This is a genomic window from Bacillus sp. FSL K6-0073 (assembly GCF_038006085.1).
GTDB classification, from domain to species: Bacteria; Bacillota; Bacilli; order Bacillales; family Bacillaceae_G; genus Bacillus_A; species Bacillus_A cereus.
The window spans coordinates 2,983,233-2,999,736 of sequence record NZ_JBBOUN010000001.1; the positions used below are offsets into that span (position 1 = coordinate 2,983,233).

Genomic DNA, 16,504 nt, shown 5'->3' on the forward strand with positions numbered 1-16,504 from the left:
TTCTCCCTCTCACTCACTTCATTTTTTCATAAATTTTAATGACTGTTTCTACTAAAAGGATAAATACCCATATCCCGCAAAATACGAGAACAGACTGGAATATCGATCCAATTATCATAACACCAACTGCACCTGTTATTGAAAAGGATATTCCACCAAACCCTGGATCCTGTATAAATGCTCCAGCAGAAATAGCGATTATAATAGATACTATTAAATAAATCACACTCATTATTTTTAATATTTTTATAGAAAGATACGAAGTTTGTTCTTGCTCCACTTGTGATAATTCGATTTCCCCGCTTTTAATTCCTTTTTGCAAACAGTCCTCACATAGAAATTCTTCCTTAATTTTTTTACCACCGTGCAATGTACCTGTAATTTCTTTACAGCGCGTACACTTTCGATTTATCATTTTGTTATCACTCCAATCTCGTAAGATTATACTTATACAATTTTGTTTTACCTTATTATTCCTTTTATGTATTTTATAGAGAGGTGACGTGTTTTATGATATCTAAACTTACTTTTGGCTATAAAAAGCCTACTGAGCAATATGTATTACGACCTAGTTGTTATGCAATTATTTTCAACTCAACTTCTTCAAAGATTGCTGTTATCCAAAAAGGTGACCGTTACTTTTTACCTGGTGGCGGTATGGAAGGTAATGAAACAAAAGAAGAATGTTTGCACCGTGAACTACTAGAGGAATTAGGATGGGCAATTAAAATTGATCAGTATATCGGTAATGCGGCTCGATATTTTTATGCAGAAAAGGAAGATATATATTATTTAAACGATGGATTTTTTTATATTGCGAATATGGTGCAGAAACAAACTGAAAACTGTGAGGAGGATCATGTTCTAAGGTGGATGTCTCCATTGCATGCTATAGAGCTTCTCATACACGATCATCAAAAATGGGCCATTGAACAAGCTCTTTTATTACAAAAACAAAAAGGATCTCCTTCTATATGAAAGAGATCCTTTTTATTGTTAACTTACTTTTTTCAAATTGAGAGCTGGCTTTTTGATTCCACCTTTTTTTACAACATATAAACCGATGAAGATAATAAGCCCGCCAACTAGTTGCATCACATTAATTTTCTCTCCAATGGTTACTGCCGCAAAGATCACTGCAAACAATGGCACAAGATACATATAAACCATTACTTTCGTTGAGCCTATTTTACTAATACCGACATACCACATTGCAAGTCCGAATATGGTCGCAAAGACGATTGAATATGCTAGTGATTCCCAGCTTGGTGTATCTACTGGCCACGTTAGTGTGTTTACGTTGAATAAACAGTATATAACGAGAGGTACAATTCCAATTAAAGTAGACCATGATGTGACTCTCATTGCGGAGTACTTTGTAATAAGAGGTTGTGCTAAAATTGGGTACCATCCCCACGCAATTGCTGCGACTAATCCAATTATATTTCCGAGCCACGCATACTCGTAAGTAGCTCCTCCTGTGTGTCCTGTTAATAAAACGAATGCTGCACCAATAAACGCTACGATTGAACCAATTTGTACTTTCATCGAAAAACGTTCTTGTTTGTGCAATACTGCTAATATCCCTGTAAAAATAGGGGACATCGCAATTAATAATGAGGCGTTCGTTGCTGAAGTATATTTCACGGATAGCATAAACATCGTTTGATACATTGTCGTACCAACGATGCCGACTGCTACTAATCGTAACCAATCTTTTCTTTCAATACGTAATGAGCGTTCCATCATAAAAGTAATAAGTAATAATACCGGTGATGCTACTAAAAATCGTAAACTATTAAATTGAATGGATGACATAAATGCCACGCCATACTTTCCTATTGTATAATTTGCTCCCCATACTAACGCAACTGATACTAGGAGCCATTCCATTTGCCATCGTTTCATCCGAATCTCCCCTTCCATATTTAGCATAGTAAAATTGGCTGGATATAACACCGTCCAATTGGCTGTTTTTTTACCCAGCCAATTTGCTATACTGGATTTATATAAGAGATACGGAGGCGTTTTTTATGGAATGGAAGCTAGATAATGACAGTAAAATCCCTATTTATCAGCAAGTTGTTGACTTTATTGAGAAACGTATTACATACGGAGAACTTCCTCCAGGAAGCTTCCTACCTTCCGAACGGAAATTAGCTACGCAGTTAAATGTAAACCGTAGTACAGTAACGACTGCTTATAATGAGTTACGTGCTATGGGAATTGTAGAAAGTACGACTGGTAAAGGTACACGTGTAAGTACACATATGTGGGGCGTTTCTCCAACATTAACGCCGAACTGGAGAAATTTCGTAGAAGGTGGTACGTTTTTACCAAACTTACCGTTACTTCGCCATATTCGGGCAGAAGTACAACAAAATGAAAACATTATTGATTTTGCAAACGGAGAGCTCGGTTGTAATCTCTATCCTCATGATCAACTACAAACGATTTTACGAGAACAACCGTTAACGCATTCATTAAGTTATGATCATCCGCAAGGCTATCTCCCGCTAAGACAAGCGGTCGTAAAATATATGAAAGAATATTTAAAAGTTGAGGCAACTGAACAATCCATTATGATTACATCTGGCGCACAGCAAGCACTTCACCTTATCGTACAATGTTTATTAAATCCCGGTGATGCCGTCGCTTTCGAAAGTCCATCGCACTGTTATTCCTTACCGCTATTCCAATCAGCAGGTATTCGTATTTTCCCGTTACCTGTCGATGAACATGGTATTAATCCGGATGATGTGCAAGAATTATATAGAAAACACCGTATTAAAATGATCTTTTTAAATCCAAATTTCCAAAATCCTACGGGAACGATGCTGCATCCAAACCGTAGAAAAAAACTATTATCACTTTGTGCAGACTTACGAATTGCGATCGTTGAAGATGACCCGTCCAGTTTACTTACGCTAGAAAAGAAACAACCTTGCCCTACTTTAAAATCGATTGATGAAAATGGAACAGTTATTTATGTACATTCTTTATCAAAAATGATTGCGCCAGGATTACGAGTCGGCTGGCTCGTCGCTCCGCAATCTGTAGTAGAAAGGTTATCCGACGCAAGGCATCAAATAGAATTAGGAATGAGTATTTTCCCGCAGTGGCTTATGCAGCAGTTTTTCGAAACTGTACCATTTCAGTCGCATATCGTACCGTTACGAAAACAACTAGCAGAAAAAAGAGACGTTATTGTTCGTGCTCTAAACGAGCAACTTCATGATAAAATCTCTTTTTCAAACCCTACTGGTGGTATTTACATATGGGGAAAATTAAAAGAACCGATAAACGAAAAACAACTCATTATGCAAAGCTTAAAACAAGAAATTGCTTTTATGCCTGGTAGTATTTTCGGCGCGAAAGATGGTTATATTCGTTTATCTTATGGAAAAGTGGATATTGATCAAATTGAGGAAGGTATTTCTCGTTTGCGGGAGGCTATTTTGGTTTGTGAAAAATAACTTTACATAAAGCTCTATCGTTTGACAAAAGAAAAATCTACCATTATTATCAACACGAACCTAGTTACCCCGCATTAACGGGCAATAAAACTCCCAGCTCAAAATTCAGCTGTAACAAAGAAGTTAGGTGGGAGATTAACTGCCCGTAAATGCCCGATTGGTTCAACTAATAATCAGTGGAGGGTGAATCCCCCCACTGATTAAAGTTTCACTTTATAGGAGTGGTAAAAATGAAAATTTACGTTGATGCAGATGCTTGTCCTGTAAAAGATGTAATTATTTTTGAAGCTACGAGTGCAGAAATTCCTGTAACTCTAGTTACTAGCTTTTCTCATTATTCTAATGCTCAGCAGCCTAAAGGTGTAGAAACAATTTATGTTGATTCCGGAGCAGATGCTGCAGATTACCGAATTATGCAGTTAGCAAAAAAAGAAGATTTAATCGTAACACAAGATTACGGTCTTGCTTCGCTCGCTTTAGCAAAAGGCTGTATCGTTCTACACCATAAAGGCTATAAGTATACGAATGATAACATTGAACAATTGTTACAAACACGATATTTAAGTGCAATGGTTCGAAAAAGTGGTAAACGTACAAAGGGACCGAAACCATTTACAGCAGAAGATAAAGAGAAATTTAGAGAGCTCTTTAAAAGTATGATCGCACTTTAAAAATGAATCGTCTATTTGCAAGGAAAACTTCGCAAAACAAAGAAGAGAATATCGTAATGAACATTCTCTTCTTGAGGTTTACCCGTTTAAAATGAAGGTAAATTATCTAAGTTATTTTCTTTTATTCCATCAGGTTCACTACGTATAATATCTCTGCCATACTTATGAAATACGTCCACATGAGCTAACTTCCCTGATTTTGCTTCACTAAGAGCAGTCATATAATCTAACTCTCTCCCGCTACTTGTTTTAAAAGCAATCAAATCACCTTCATCATTTTTACGAACAGCAACAATTTGTTCTGCTCCTGAAGTAACTTCCTGAGCTATTTCAAATTGAGCTTGCTCTTCCCCTTGATGTAAATAATCATTATATACTTTTTCAAAGTCTTTTTTGTCCATTAAACTCACCTCCAAAACATTTTATTAGTATGGTTGGGAGGTGTTGGTTTTATGTACTTTTCTGTTAGAAAAACGAATTTTTAATACCTACGCAAATCCTTCAAAGTTTCCAATATATCATCTGTAAAGGCTGTACTACCCTCTGTCTCTAAAGCTCTGAAATATAAACTTCTTAAGAAAGCTCTAATATTTTGTACTAAAATATCATATTGAGGATGCGGGATGTCTTCAACAATTGCTATGCTATGTAGCCAATTGCTCCACTCTTCTTCAGTTAAAAGATTTTGGTTACGTAACGACATAATTGGTGCTACTAATCTCTCATCCTCAAAGTGAATGTATACGTAGTCATGTAAGCGTACCTTCTGACGAACAGCTGCAAGAATCGCATACGAAAATTCACGACTTTGGATTGTACGTGCTAACGCATCAAGCGCATCTGCTGCATGTGCAGTAGAGTGTGCCCAGCCTTTTCCTTCTACGTAACCTCTTACATCTTCTTCTAAATATACATATTCCAGCACTTGTTCTGCTACACTGTACAGTTGTTCTTCGGATAACAACGGTTCTCTTTCATGAACAGATAAAATAAGTGGTGGAATTAATACGGAGAATGCACGTTTAAATACAGAGTCTGTTCCCTTTTCACCAATTTTATAAAATAAATAATCAGGACTAATTGCTTGTAACATTAACCCTCGTAATTCTTTTTGTCTAAACACATCATTTGTAATCCATGTATGAAGCGTACTATAAATTAAATCATCACGTAATTCAGCGTCAGGTGATCCGATATAATCTAGCATCCACTGCGCATATGGATATGCATCTACGTCTTCTGGTACAGCATAATTATTATTTTTAATTTGTAGTAGTTCTTCTTTTAGTTCTAGTACTTCATTCATTCTATTCCCTGTCCCCTTTTTACGTTTTTTTATTGCCTTATCCCCCGTTTTTTACTTTCTAAAGTTAATTTAATTATAAGAGAATTATAACTATAAATAAAAGGCTATACATATAATTTTGATTATGTATTACTTTCGCTCTTGAAATATAACTTCTGGATTTGCTAAATCACTATTCCGAAATACAACATCCGCATAACTTTTTGGATTATGCTCATCTATATACATCTTACAGGCAGCATGATATCTGTTTAAAAACATCTTCTCTGCTTCTTCATAACTTCCAAAAGCTTCTGTCTCCCGCTTTGCACCACGTTTTCTCGCAATCTCAAAATCTGTATCTACAAAGATTTTGTAATCAAATAAATGCGTAACGTCTTTTTTCAATAGAAACGTTCCATCTACTATTAATATCATATTTTGCGTGGCCAATAGCGGCTCATTATGTACAGGCATATCCGTTATTAAGTTATGAGAAATCGTTTCATACTGTAAATTCCCGTTAAGTCCTAAAGGCATTAATAATCTTTCTTTGAAAGCTGTATAATCGTTTGCATCTTCATAATACCCTCTTGCAGATTCTTTTCCTTTTGCATAGCGAATCACTCTTGGATTATGAAAATCATCAATGCTGGCGCGTGTTACTGGTAATCCTCGTTTTTTTATTTCTTCCGCTAGTTCGTTTGCAAATGTTGTTTTTCCTGAGGCTGTAATACCGCTTACTCCAACTCTTATTGGATGGGTTAAGTTTAGCTTTACAATATGATCTGCAATTTCTTTGATTCTTTGTTTTCGGTTCATGATATCTCCCTTTATAATTAGTTGACATAATATAATTATAGATAATAATTCATGTCACTATTTGTCAGTAAATTGATATCCTTTCTCGAATCGCTGATATCTCGAAAAAATCATTGATATATTTTAAGTTATGATAGATATATTTGAAAAATCGTTGATATATTATTAGCTTACTTTCCCTTAAACCCTCGATATAAAGCAGTCCGTAATTCTTGTTTGTATTCTTCAATTTCTGGCATTTCGAGTTCTTCTGCTAGTCTGATAGCTAATTCAATATCATACGGTACTCGTACAAGTTGAATAGAAAAGCTCGCTGCTTCTTTTTCATTGTAAGTTCCTTCAAATATTAAATAGGAAGCTTGTGTTATTTCAAGTGGGTTTCCTACGCTACCGGCATTACATAACGTTTTCCCTCTGAAATTTTGAACGAATGCTTGGTGAACGTCACCGTAACAAACGACATCTGGTTTTCTTTCCCCTTCTATATTTTCCGTCAGATCACTATTTTCGAACATACTAATACGTTCTTCTCTTGAAGCGTGTGGTTGAATTCTTTCATATAAACTTCTCGGTGAAGCGTGAAACATACGAATGAATTTCCCACTCATATAAAACTCGATTGAAAATGGTAAGTTTCTTAAATAGTCATTTTGTTCTTCCGATAATTGTTTTTGATGCCATTTCAATGCTTCAAATTCAGTCGGCTTTGTAATAAAATCATCCCAGTTTCCCATTACGACTACTTCACATTCTTTACGAATGATTTCAACTGCTTCACTGGAATGAGGTCCTTTTCCTACTAAATCTCCAAGGCAAATAATGCGCTCGATTCCTCTTAATTTAATATCATTCAACACGGATTCTAATGCTTGAATATTACCGTGAATATCTGAAATTACTGCTATTTTATCCATATAAATTACTCCTTTATTTATTAAATTCGCTTGATTGATACCATTTTGGAATATAAGATGAAAAATGATTATGATCTTCTAAAATTCCATTTAATCTTTCCTTCATATCATCTACTAAATGCGGTGTACTTCGATTCGTCCAAACGATATCCGCTGGGAATGTCATCGCGACGTACAATGTATACAGTTTCCAAAAATGAAGCGATGGTTCGCCTCCGAAATAACCGTGAACTTGTCCAACCGCAAATGGTTTACTTATTCTTATAGTAAAAATCGCTACGTTATAAAAATCGTGTATTGGATCACCAAAATCATATCCACCAAAATCGATAACGATAAATTCCTTATTATGAATCATGCTATTTGCTGGATGGAAGTCATCATGTAAAAATCTTATTGGACGATTTCCCAATAAATCTTTATGATTTTCTACAAAGGTTAATACTGGCTTCAAATCCAGAAAATTCACCTCGTAATCTGTTAGTGCCTCTATGTATCTTTCGTATTTATTCCATCTAGATGTTTCCCATTTATTACTTGCACTTTCTCTTTCAATTGAGTGAATCCTCTTTAATACTTCCCCTGCTTTTCTTCCTGCATTATACTGTTCTTCCACCGATAACTTCTTTAAACCTTCTTCACCATTTATACCTCGGGTCCATTCAAATACTTGAACACATTTATTTAATTTCTCAATTATTATGAAATGAATTAACTTGGGTGTTGGAATATGTAATGACTCTAATTGTTTCATATACGTATATTCTTCTTGTTTACGTTCAAAATGAACAGCATCACATACTTTTACAAAATAGGTTTCTTGATTCTTTAATTCAATTTTATACTTCTCTTCATGTGAAAAACCTTTTGAAATAGCTGTACACGTTGCAATACGAGGCCATTCTAGTATTCTCTCTATCTCTCTAAGCATTTCTTCCACAACGTTCACCTCTATTAATATATGTACAAACTACCTAGCACTTCATGTTCTCGTTTATTTCCACCTTTAAACTCTACTGCAAATAGATTTTCGCCATTCTTATTCAAATGTTCTAGTACTAGCCCTTCTCCAATCGGTTCACAAAACTGCACATGAATATCTCCAAATACTACACTTTGACACTCGGCATTCCATTTTTCATTTTTCACAACTGAGCTTGTAGATAGCTCCATTACTTCTTTCCATTTCCGTACTGTTTCTCGAACATTTTTTACTGCGTAATGAATCGTTTCAATTTGTTGCACTTTGTTTTTATGTTCAGTAATCGTCCCACTGTTACGTAAATCGTTTCTTCTTTCTTCGTCCGTTTCATTCCACTGTATAAAGAAAGGTAATTTCGGTCCGTTCTCTTCTTGCTTAACGAATAACATTTTCCATTCTAAAAGTCGGCCATCTTTTCTCATACGTTTCCCTTCAAATGGCCCTATCGTATGTAAGCCGTACTTATTAAAGTTAACTGCTAGCTCCTCAATTGCATCTGTTCGGATCGCGATTTGTAGCATTCCTTCTCCATTTTGTAGTTTCATCACTGTTTCTTGTACTAATGGATTTTCTGCTTCTTTCGCTTTTTCTTCATGTTGAACTGCTAAAAATTCTATATATGATAAATCAAAATAACTTAAACTATTCCAAGTACCCCAATTCTTATGCTCTCCGCCTAATACAGTATGAAATCCAAGTTCCTGCATTTGTTTTGCCGCTTCCTCCGGTGTACCATGAACTGCGTGAACGAGATGATCAAATCGTAACATGTCTTTCTCCCCTTTCTCTCCATCCTTTTATTGTATATTTTATTTTTCTTTCATTCAATTCAAAAACTTTAAAACCTAGTTGATTTATACGATTAATATGTATTATAATGAAACAAATTTAATTATTGCTGATTGGAAAAACCAAAGGCACTTTTCTCATACGGGAAAAGTGTCTTTTTCATTTATTATTACAGGGGGATTATTTATGCAGAAATTAATTGTCTTTGCTATTATTGGATTTTTCGCTCAATTGATCGATGGAGCACTTGGAATGGCGTATGGAGTAACGTCTTCCTCTTTATTATTAATGTTTGGTATTGCACCAGCTGTTGCATCTGCATCAGTTCATTTAGCTGAAGTCGTTACAACTGCAGCTTCCGGCGCATCTCATATCAAATTTGGAAACGTTGATAAATATACAGTTTCCAGGCTTACATTACCTGGGGCAATCGGCGCATTTGTTGGGGCATGTTTTTTAAGTAATTTGCCCGGAGATGTAATCAAACCATACATTTCCGTATTTTTATTTACTTTAGGGGTTTATATTTTATTACGATTCATCATTCAAAAACAAATTGTCACTTCAAATAAGCGTATGTCTGCAAAACAACTTGTGCCGCTTGGTTTATTCGCTGGATTCGTTGATTCAACTGGTGGCGGTGGTTGGGGGCCCATTACGACACCTGTTCTTCTAGCAAGAGGAAATGAAGCTAGAAAAGTTATTGGATCTGTAGATACGAGTGAATTTCCTGTTTCACTCGCTGCAACAATCGGCTTTTTCATTTCACTTGGCTGGGAACAAGTAAGCTGGGTTTGGGTATTTGCCTTAATGCTCGGCGGTATTGTCGCAGCTCCAATTGCTGCATGGTTAGTCCGCATCGTTCCACCCCATTTACTTGGCGTATTAGTTGGTGGTCTTATTATCTTTACAAATATTCGTACACTGCTTACTACATTTAAAGTGGATCCAACTGTTATTTCACTTTCTTACGTTGCAGTTGGTCTTGTCGTTATTATTTCTATTTTCATTGCTGTTCGAAATCATTCCAATCGTCCTAACGCATCAACGGCTGAGTATCCAAATGATCAGAAGCAAATGCTACCATAACTATAAAAAAATACCGCTCAATTTAGAGCGGTATTTTTTATTTTTCTATTTTCCAATTAATCATCGTTTCTGTAGCATTTACTCTCTTCATATGTAACTTTTCTAAAACACGCATCGAACTATAGTTATCTATGAGTGTCTCTGCAATTATTGTTTCTACCTCTCCTGTTTTGAAAGCCCAATCGATTAGTTCTTTTACAGCTTCTGTTGCATAGCCCTGATTCCAATATTTCTCAATAAATCCATAGCCAATTTCTACTGTTTGATCCTCGTTTGGTTTCCCTTTAAATCCAATATCTCCTAAAACGCTATCATCTTCTTTCCGAAAAACATACCACGCCCCCCATGGTAATAAAGCCGCATCTTGTTTTACATTCTCTACATGCCCTACAATATGCGGACCGCTATTATATCCTTGCTCGTTAGCAACTTGAATCCTCTCTTCTGTACACGGCACTATATAGAGCCTTTCTGTTTCTAATTTCATTTTGATTTCCCCTTTTTGCTTAAACGTTACGTTACTCTAATTATAACAAATAATATGACTTTATCATGAATGTCGAATTATATTTTTCTGAATTTTCTTTTTATTTAGAGGGTTTTTCAATATTTTTTGCGAAACATTTGTATAACAATTTTTTCTTTGCTTATTGCTACATAATAGTAGGTTCGGGTGGAGTTTTGCAAGCGTTTCCTATACAATAACCGATATTTTTTGACTTTTCCTAACAAAATATCTTGCAATATATTCAGAAAGTCATTACAATTGCCATATATTAAAAATCTTAGCAATATATAAATCCTCATCAATCCGATGAGGTAGAGGTTGCGACTTTTAATAGTAAAACGGACGAGACACAGAGAATGTCACTGACTCCGTTTGAAAGGAAAAGTTGCCGAAGTTTATATTTCTTCTCTGGAAATATGAGCTGGGGCTGTCTCCGAAAGGAACAGAACTGTCACGTTTACAAAATTACCGTGTAAACGTGGGGTGCTATCTTAACGGAAGGGTATGATGGGGTGGTTATTTGTGAAACGTTCCGCCAAATTCCTTTGGCGGTTTTTTGTATTTTTCTCCCCCGCTCCTTCCTAACCTACAAGAAAAGGAGTGTTGAACATGAATAGCGCAACAAATCAATCTACCTCTAAAACGCAAACTACACAAGGACAAGGTGAATTAAAACGCGGATTAAAATCGCGTCACCTTACGATGATTTCTCTCGGTGGTACAATCGGTACCGGACTATTTCTTGCCAGCGGTGGTGTCATTCATTCAGCTGGTCCTGGCGGTGCACTAATCGCATACGCCGCAATTGGAATTATGGTATATTTCTTAATGACAAGCTTAGCTGAACTTGCAGCTTACATGCCTGTTACTGGATCTTTTAGTACGTATGCAACAAAATTTGTTGATCCATCACTTGGTTTTGCACTTGGATGGAACTATTGGTATAACTGGGCGATTACAATTGCGGCAGAACTAGCGGCCGTAACATTAATTATGAAATTTTGGTTCCCAGATACCCCTTCTCTTATTTGGAGCGGATTATGTTTAGCTATTATTTTCCTTTTAAACTATTTATCTGTTAAAGGGTTTGGTGAATCTGAATATTGGTTCGCACTTATTAAAGTAGTTACAATTATTATCTTTTTAATTGTCGGCTTTATGATGATTTTCGGAATTATGGGGGGCGAAACTGTTGGCTTCAAAAACTTCACTGTTGCTGATGCACCATTTAACGGTGGTATCATGGCAATTATCGGTGTATTTATGGCAGCTGGTTTCTCCTTCCAAGGAACTGAATTACTTGGGGTAGCTGCTGGTGAAACTTCTGATCCAGAGCGTAATATTCCGAAAGCAATTCGTTCGATCTTTTGGCGTATTCTTTTATTCTATATTCTTGCGATTCTCGTTATCGGTTTATTAATTCCTTATACAACTGAAAGTCTTGCCGCAAGTGATGTAACAGTAAGTCCATTTACACTTATTTTCGAAAAAGCGGGCGTTGCCTTTGCTGCTTCTGTTATGAACGCTGTTATTTTAACTGCTGTACTATCTGCTGGTAACTCTGGTATGTATGCATCAACTCGTATGCTTTGGGATTTAGCTCGCCAAGGAAAAGCACCAAAGTTTCTTGGTAAATTAGATAGCCGCGGTGTACCTGTTAACGCGTTAATCGTAACGTCAATTGTTGGTAGTATTGCTTTCATTGCTTCTTTATTCGGTGACGGAGTTGTATACATTTGGTTATTAAACGCATCCGGAATGTCTGGTTTTATCGCATGGGTCGGAATTGCAATTAGTCATTACCGTTTCCGTAAAGCATATATCGCACAAGGAAAAGATTTAAATGACTTACCATATAGAGCAAAATGGTTCCCATTCGGTCCACTCTTCGCATTTACTCTTTGTATTATCGTAATTTTAGGACAAAACTATGGCGCATTTATGGGTGAATCAATCGATTGGAACGGCGTACTTGTTTCTTACATCGGTTTACCACTCTTCTTAGTACTATGGTTAGGATATAAATTTACGAAAAAAACGAAAGTGATTCCACTTGATAAATGTGAACTAAAATAAAGTGAAACGAGCAAACAAATTTGTTTGCTCGTTTTTTGTTGCAAACCTCTTTGCTTCCCTATTGCTCCTGTTTTTGCAATAATAAAGGAAATATAAATAAAGGTTGGGATACAATGAACATTCGCATTACTGATGAAGCGAAAGCAGCTATACATAGATTAGAACTTGAAGATAAAAAGATCGTTCGCATTAGAGGAACAATGACGAACTCTTGTAGTATTTTCGTTGATGTCGATTTAATTTTGGATACATATAACGCAGATGATGTTGTATATGAAGATGCAGATCTTATCGTACAAATGGATTCATTCACGAAAGACTACACTGGTGATACAGTGAAGCTTGATTATAAGACGACTGGTTTTAGTATTACGACTCCGAGTGAGACGTTAGTTTATGGTTTGTCGATTAAAAAATAAAAATTGTTTTCATTTGACCACCGAGGTGAAAAAATGGGTAATTATGTTCCGTTAAAATTTTTATTTAGCGAAGAATTAGCAGAAAAAATAGCTGATTCTATTTGTAAATACGATCCGAATTTCTCTAAAAAAAACTTTGTATCCTCTGTAACATGTAAAGTTGAAGGTTTAGGGTTAAAACAACGTATTGAAGTAATAGCAGATGAATTACATAATGCATTACAAAAAGATTTTAATGAAGCAATACATATATTACTAAAAACATTAGGCCCAGAAAATACAACAGAAGTAGGCACATTTACAAACGGATATATGTACATGCCTCTTGCAAAATACATTGAAAAATATGGACTTAACGACTTTGAAACCTCATTCAACGCCATGTATGAAATAACAAAAAAGAATACTGCTGAATATGCCATTCGGCCTTTTCTTCAAACATACCATGAAGACACACTAAACATATTACAAAAGTGGATTCATGATAAAAACAGCCACATTAGAAGATTAGTTTCTGAAGGTACGAGACCAAGACTTCCTTGGGCTAAAAAAACAGGAGCTCTAAAAGGTGATTTTAAGTACAATTTACAGCTTCTTGAACCATTAATGAATGACCCTTCTAAATATGTTCAAAAATCTGTAGCCAATCATATTAACGATATTACGAAAGAAGATAAAGAACTCGTTTTTCAGTGGTTACAGCAATTACGTGATAAACAGCATCCTATTAATCCTTGGATTATAAAACATGGGCTAAGAACAGTAATAAAAAGTGGTACTTTACCAAAAAATTTTTCTTTTTAAGTATTTTAAACAAAACCGCTTATGCTTCAAAAATGAAGCATAAGCGGTTTTCCTTTTGAATACAGAAATAACAAACATAAAAAGTACTTTAAATTTCTTCTTTATATCATTATTTTACTAACTCTTCTATGTTATTACTTTCCTTAATTTTTTCGGATGATAGCCAGAGTGAATAACTTGTTCCATCCTTGTTCCTTAAATATATGTTAAATTCCTTATTATATAGTTCTTCTTTAAGAATAGTGACTACCTTTCTCAAATCATCTATTACATATGGATCATTTCTATATTTTATCTCACTGTCATTGAAAACTAAAGTCAATTCATACTCTAGACAATTGCCGTCTTTCGGGTGTGGACAAGTAATATCCTCAATTACAAAACGATCATTTTGAATTTCATTTAACCTTACGCCTACTTTTGTTTCAGTTTGAATCAAATATGTCCAATAACCGCTTACTGTGTTTTTCATTGTTAAAAGCAGTTCTTCTTTCGTTATAGCTTTTTGCACATTTTGAAAAGGGAAACCTATAGATTCACCATTATAATCCTCAATTTCAAGTGTTGTTATCTTTCTATTACTCTTCTGAATGAATTGAATTAGAGCATATAAACGATCTAATTCTTTTGATTCAAATTGACTGTAATCAATCTTGTCACTCGTTTTTAAAGTTAATAATAACTTATCCGTTGGTTTCTCCTCTATATCATCATCCACTATATATTGAAAAACATTTTTATTTTCAGGTTCCACGTAACCTAATTTTTTAATTTCTTCTAGCATTAGTTTAAATTTCTTATATTCCTCATATGTTTTTTTTCCGTATTGATATTCATCACCTTTTATTCTTGAATATAGGAAGCCATCTACCTCTACTCTAAATTGAATATTTTTGTTATTTTTTGCTTGAACAGTATGATATGTATGCCCCATATTCCCTTCGTTTATAGCACCCCAATGTGTTACAATCACATCAATTCCGTGCTTTTTTTTCACATATTTTTTCACCTGATCGTCATCTTTATAATTACACCCACTTAAACATAAGAAACATAACAATACTAACATTACATTTTTCATTCTTTTCATATAGCACCTTGCCCTCTTTTTGCATAAACAAAATATTCCATATATAAAGAATACTAAATCGCTGAATGTTTTCAAAGAATTAAAATATTTTTACACTCGGTTTATATATCTATTTCTTTTATTAATGGCTCTAATAAGTTTTAATATTGATAATCGAATATAATAAAAAGAAACCTAAATTTAAGGTTTCCCATTTTTACCAACAATTTAAATTTTAATAGATATTTTTTAGCCAAGTAATAATTCGTAGTACCTGAAACGACTCAAACCAAGTAATGAAAAACAGGAGAACAAAGAAAGAGATAAGTGATATGAATTTTAATCTTCCATCTTCACGTCTAGCAATCGCTATAATACTCAGAACCACTCCAATTAAAAAAGAAATATACCCTAATAGGATAATAGGCTCAGAATAGCTATCTATTATCCTATTTAATCCAAATAATAACATTCCAAAAGTCATCAATGTTATTGAAAATACACTAAATTTTTTCACAATTCAACCTCCAATATAATTTTACTATTTTATGGAGAGAATAATTTTTTTATGCGTATGGATGAACAATTACACTATAAAATTAGATAACTCAATTTATTTTTTCATTAAACAACTGCCTTCTTTTATACCCTCAAAGGATTTTCACTCAATTAACCCGAATATATAAATAACAATTCTCACAAGGAGTAACTTTATATGAATCTATTCGAACACGAAACATAAAACCGTTCCACTTTAATAAGAGGTCCTCCCTTTTTCTTTTCTCATCATATCATCCATTAAAAAAATAGGAGGACATAATTATGAAACGTGATCCATTATTTTTAACTTTATTAGAAAGTGCAAATACACATTTTAGCGGCTGGGATTTTTCTTTCATTTCAGAAACAGGTCGAATGAAGAGCGAGCCTTTATCGTGGTCATACGGCAGTACTGCTTTTCAGCTTATGCAACGTGCAGAATCAATGCTCGATATGGGTACTGGCGGCGGAGAGTTTTTATCTATGTTACAACCGTTCCCGTCAACTATATTCGCTACTGAGGGCTACGCTCCAAATGTGCCAATTGCTCAAAAGAAATTAGAGCCTTTAGGGGTTACCGTTGTAGAAGTGACCGATGATACTGCTTTGCCATTTCAAGATGGTCAATTTAATTTAATTATAAATCAACATGAATCGTATGCTGCTTCTGAGGTAAACAGAATTCTTTCTCCAAGTGGCGTTTTTCTTACACAACAAGTTGGCGGTCTTGATTGCGCGGAACTTAATGAGCAGTTTGGCTCACCACTAAATAGCGAATTTGCAAGTTGGTCTCTCGAAACCGCATGCAGTGAGTTAAAGCAAAATGGATTTACTATCTTAGATGCAAAAGAGGAATTCCCTTTCCAACGCTTTTATGATATTGGCGCTATCGTCTATTATTTAAAAGCAATTCCGTGGCAAATTCCTGATTTTACTGTTGAAAGGTATTGTGAGGAATTATATCGTATACATGAAATCATCTTACAAAAAGGTTATTTTGATGTAAAGCAACATCGTTTTATGATTAAGGCGATTTGTAGCTAACAAAAAGAGGTGGCAA

Annotated in this window: 19 protein-coding genes and 1 riboswitch; of the genes, 8 read left to right on the forward strand and 11 right to left on the reverse strand. The window is 34.9% G+C overall.

The genetic code is table 11. The features are described 5' to 3' along the window. Window positions 1-13 precede the first annotated feature (13 nt). Window positions 14-415 carry a DUF3980 domain-containing protein gene (locus MHB52_RS15520; RefSeq protein WP_000610505.1) on the reverse strand — a complete coding sequence of 134 codons (402 nt, stop codon included), beginning with the start codon at window positions 413-415 and terminating at the stop codon, window positions 14-16. Window positions 416-510: 95 nt separating this feature from the next. Here MHB52_RS15520 and MHB52_RS15525 point away from each other — a divergent pair, with 95 nt between their 5' ends. Further along, window positions 511-978, forward strand: a complete 468-nt coding sequence (locus MHB52_RS15525) for an NUDIX hydrolase (RefSeq protein ID WP_061664445.1) — start codon at window positions 511-513, stop codon at window positions 976-978. An 18-nt stretch (window positions 979-996) separates the two neighbouring features. Here MHB52_RS15525 and MHB52_RS15530 read toward each other — a convergent pair whose 3' ends face one another. Then, window positions 997-1,908: a DMT family transporter gene (locus MHB52_RS15530; RefSeq protein WP_061664446.1), complete on the reverse strand. Its 912-nt coding sequence runs from the start codon at window positions 1,906-1,908 to the stop codon at window positions 997-999. A gap of 125 nt (window positions 1,909-2,033) precedes the next feature. Here MHB52_RS15530 and pdxR point away from each other — a divergent pair, with 125 nt between their 5' ends. Then, window positions 2,034-3,476, forward strand: coding sequence for a MocR-like pyridoxine biosynthesis transcription factor PdxR (gene pdxR, locus MHB52_RS15535; protein ID WP_061664447.1), 1,443 nt, complete (start codon window positions 2,034-2,036; stop codon window positions 3,474-3,476). Window positions 3,477-3,706: 230 nt separating this feature from the next. Continuing rightward, window positions 3,707-4,147: a YaiI/YqxD family protein gene (locus MHB52_RS15540; RefSeq protein WP_000708774.1), complete on the forward strand. Its 441-nt coding sequence runs from the start codon at window positions 3,707-3,709 to the stop codon at window positions 4,145-4,147. A gap of 86 nt (window positions 4,148-4,233) precedes the next feature. Here MHB52_RS15540 and MHB52_RS15545 read toward each other — a convergent pair whose 3' ends face one another. From MHB52_RS15545 to MHB52_RS15570, 6 genes are all read right to left on the reverse strand, one after another. Further along, the gene (locus tag MHB52_RS15545; protein ID WP_000358163.1) at window positions 4,234-4,548 is read right to left on the reverse strand and encodes a DUF3892 domain-containing protein; all 315 of its coding nucleotides are present in this window, start codon (window positions 4,546-4,548) and stop codon (window positions 4,234-4,236) included. Window positions 4,549-4,628: 80 nt separating this feature from the next. Next, window positions 4,629-5,453: a DUF2785 domain-containing protein gene (locus MHB52_RS15550; RefSeq protein WP_061664448.1), complete on the reverse strand. Its 825-nt coding sequence runs from the start codon at window positions 5,451-5,453 to the stop codon at window positions 4,629-4,631. A gap of 129 nt (window positions 5,454-5,582) precedes the next feature. Further along, entirely contained in the window at window positions 5,583-6,254 is a 672-nt protein-coding gene (locus MHB52_RS15555; protein WP_061664449.1) for a uridine kinase, read from the reverse strand. A gap of 170 nt (window positions 6,255-6,424) precedes the next feature. Further along, window positions 6,425-7,168 (reverse strand): metallophosphoesterase family protein, encoded by a 744-nt coding sequence (locus tag MHB52_RS15560; protein ID WP_000357661.1) that lies wholly within the window; start codon window positions 7,166-7,168, stop codon window positions 6,425-6,427. Window positions 7,169-7,181: 13 nt separating this feature from the next. Then, window positions 7,182-8,108: an aminoglycoside phosphotransferase family protein gene (locus tag MHB52_RS15565; protein WP_001986396.1), complete on the reverse strand. Its 927-nt coding sequence runs from the start codon at window positions 8,106-8,108 to the stop codon at window positions 7,182-7,184. Between the two features lie 14 nt (window positions 8,109-8,122). Further along, window positions 8,123-8,920, reverse strand: coding sequence for a VOC family protein (locus MHB52_RS15570; RefSeq protein WP_061664450.1), 798 nt, complete (start codon window positions 8,918-8,920; stop codon window positions 8,123-8,125). 205 nt (window positions 8,921-9,125) lie between these two features. Here MHB52_RS15570 and MHB52_RS15575 point away from each other — a divergent pair, with 205 nt between their 5' ends. Beyond that, window positions 9,126-10,028 carry a sulfite exporter TauE/SafE family protein gene (locus MHB52_RS15575; protein WP_001170721.1) on the forward strand — a complete coding sequence of 301 codons (903 nt, stop codon included), beginning with the start codon at window positions 9,126-9,128 and terminating at the stop codon, window positions 10,026-10,028. A gap of 37 nt (window positions 10,029-10,065) precedes the next feature. On the opposite strand, the gene MHB52_RS15580 is transcribed toward MHB52_RS15575, so the two are convergent. Further along, on the reverse strand, window positions 10,066-10,515 hold the full coding sequence (locus MHB52_RS15580) for a GNAT family N-acetyltransferase (protein ID WP_000764598.1): 450 nt from the start codon (window positions 10,513-10,515) through the stop codon (window positions 10,066-10,068). A gap of 325 nt (window positions 10,516-10,840) precedes the next feature. Continuing rightward, window positions 10,841-11,033: riboswitch (Lysine riboswitch) on the forward strand. A 112-nt stretch (window positions 11,034-11,145) separates the two neighbouring features. Between MHB52_RS15580 and MHB52_RS15585 the strand changes: the two genes are divergently transcribed. The 3 genes from MHB52_RS15585 to MHB52_RS15595 all read left to right on the forward strand — a co-directional run bounded on the left by MHB52_RS15585 (window position 11,146) and on the right by MHB52_RS15595 (window position 13,835). Beyond that, complete coding sequence (locus tag MHB52_RS15585; protein WP_001083387.1) at window positions 11,146-12,612, forward strand: amino acid permease; 1,467 nt, start codon at window positions 11,146-11,148, stop codon at window positions 12,610-12,612. Between the two features lie 113 nt (window positions 12,613-12,725). Further along, window positions 12,726-13,031, forward strand: coding sequence for an iron-sulfur cluster biosynthesis family protein (locus MHB52_RS15590; RefSeq protein WP_001026166.1), 306 nt, complete (start codon window positions 12,726-12,728; stop codon window positions 13,029-13,031). 33 nt (window positions 13,032-13,064) lie between these two features. Beyond that, the gene (locus tag MHB52_RS15595; RefSeq protein WP_061664451.1) at window positions 13,065-13,835 is read left to right on the forward strand and encodes a DNA alkylation repair protein; all 771 of its coding nucleotides are present in this window, start codon (window positions 13,065-13,067) and stop codon (window positions 13,833-13,835) included. 109 nt (window positions 13,836-13,944) lie between these two features. On the opposite strand, the gene MHB52_RS15600 is transcribed toward MHB52_RS15595, so the two are convergent. Together MHB52_RS15600 and MHB52_RS15605 are read right to left on the reverse strand one after the other, a co-directional pair. After that, window positions 13,945-14,925, reverse strand: coding sequence for a hypothetical protein (locus MHB52_RS15600; protein ID WP_061664452.1), 981 nt, complete (start codon window positions 14,923-14,925; stop codon window positions 13,945-13,947). Window positions 14,926-15,139: 214 nt separating this feature from the next. Further along, a complete protein-coding gene (locus MHB52_RS15605; RefSeq protein ID WP_000714730.1) occupies window positions 15,140-15,421 on the reverse strand; it encodes a hypothetical protein in 282 nt (93 codons plus the stop codon). A 305-nt stretch (window positions 15,422-15,726) separates the two neighbouring features. Here MHB52_RS15605 and MHB52_RS15610 point away from each other — a divergent pair, with 305 nt between their 5' ends. After that, window positions 15,727-16,488, forward strand: coding sequence for a methyltransferase domain-containing protein (locus tag MHB52_RS15610; protein ID WP_061663382.1), 762 nt, complete (start codon window positions 15,727-15,729; stop codon window positions 16,486-16,488). Window positions 16,489-16,504 lie beyond the last annotated feature (16 nt).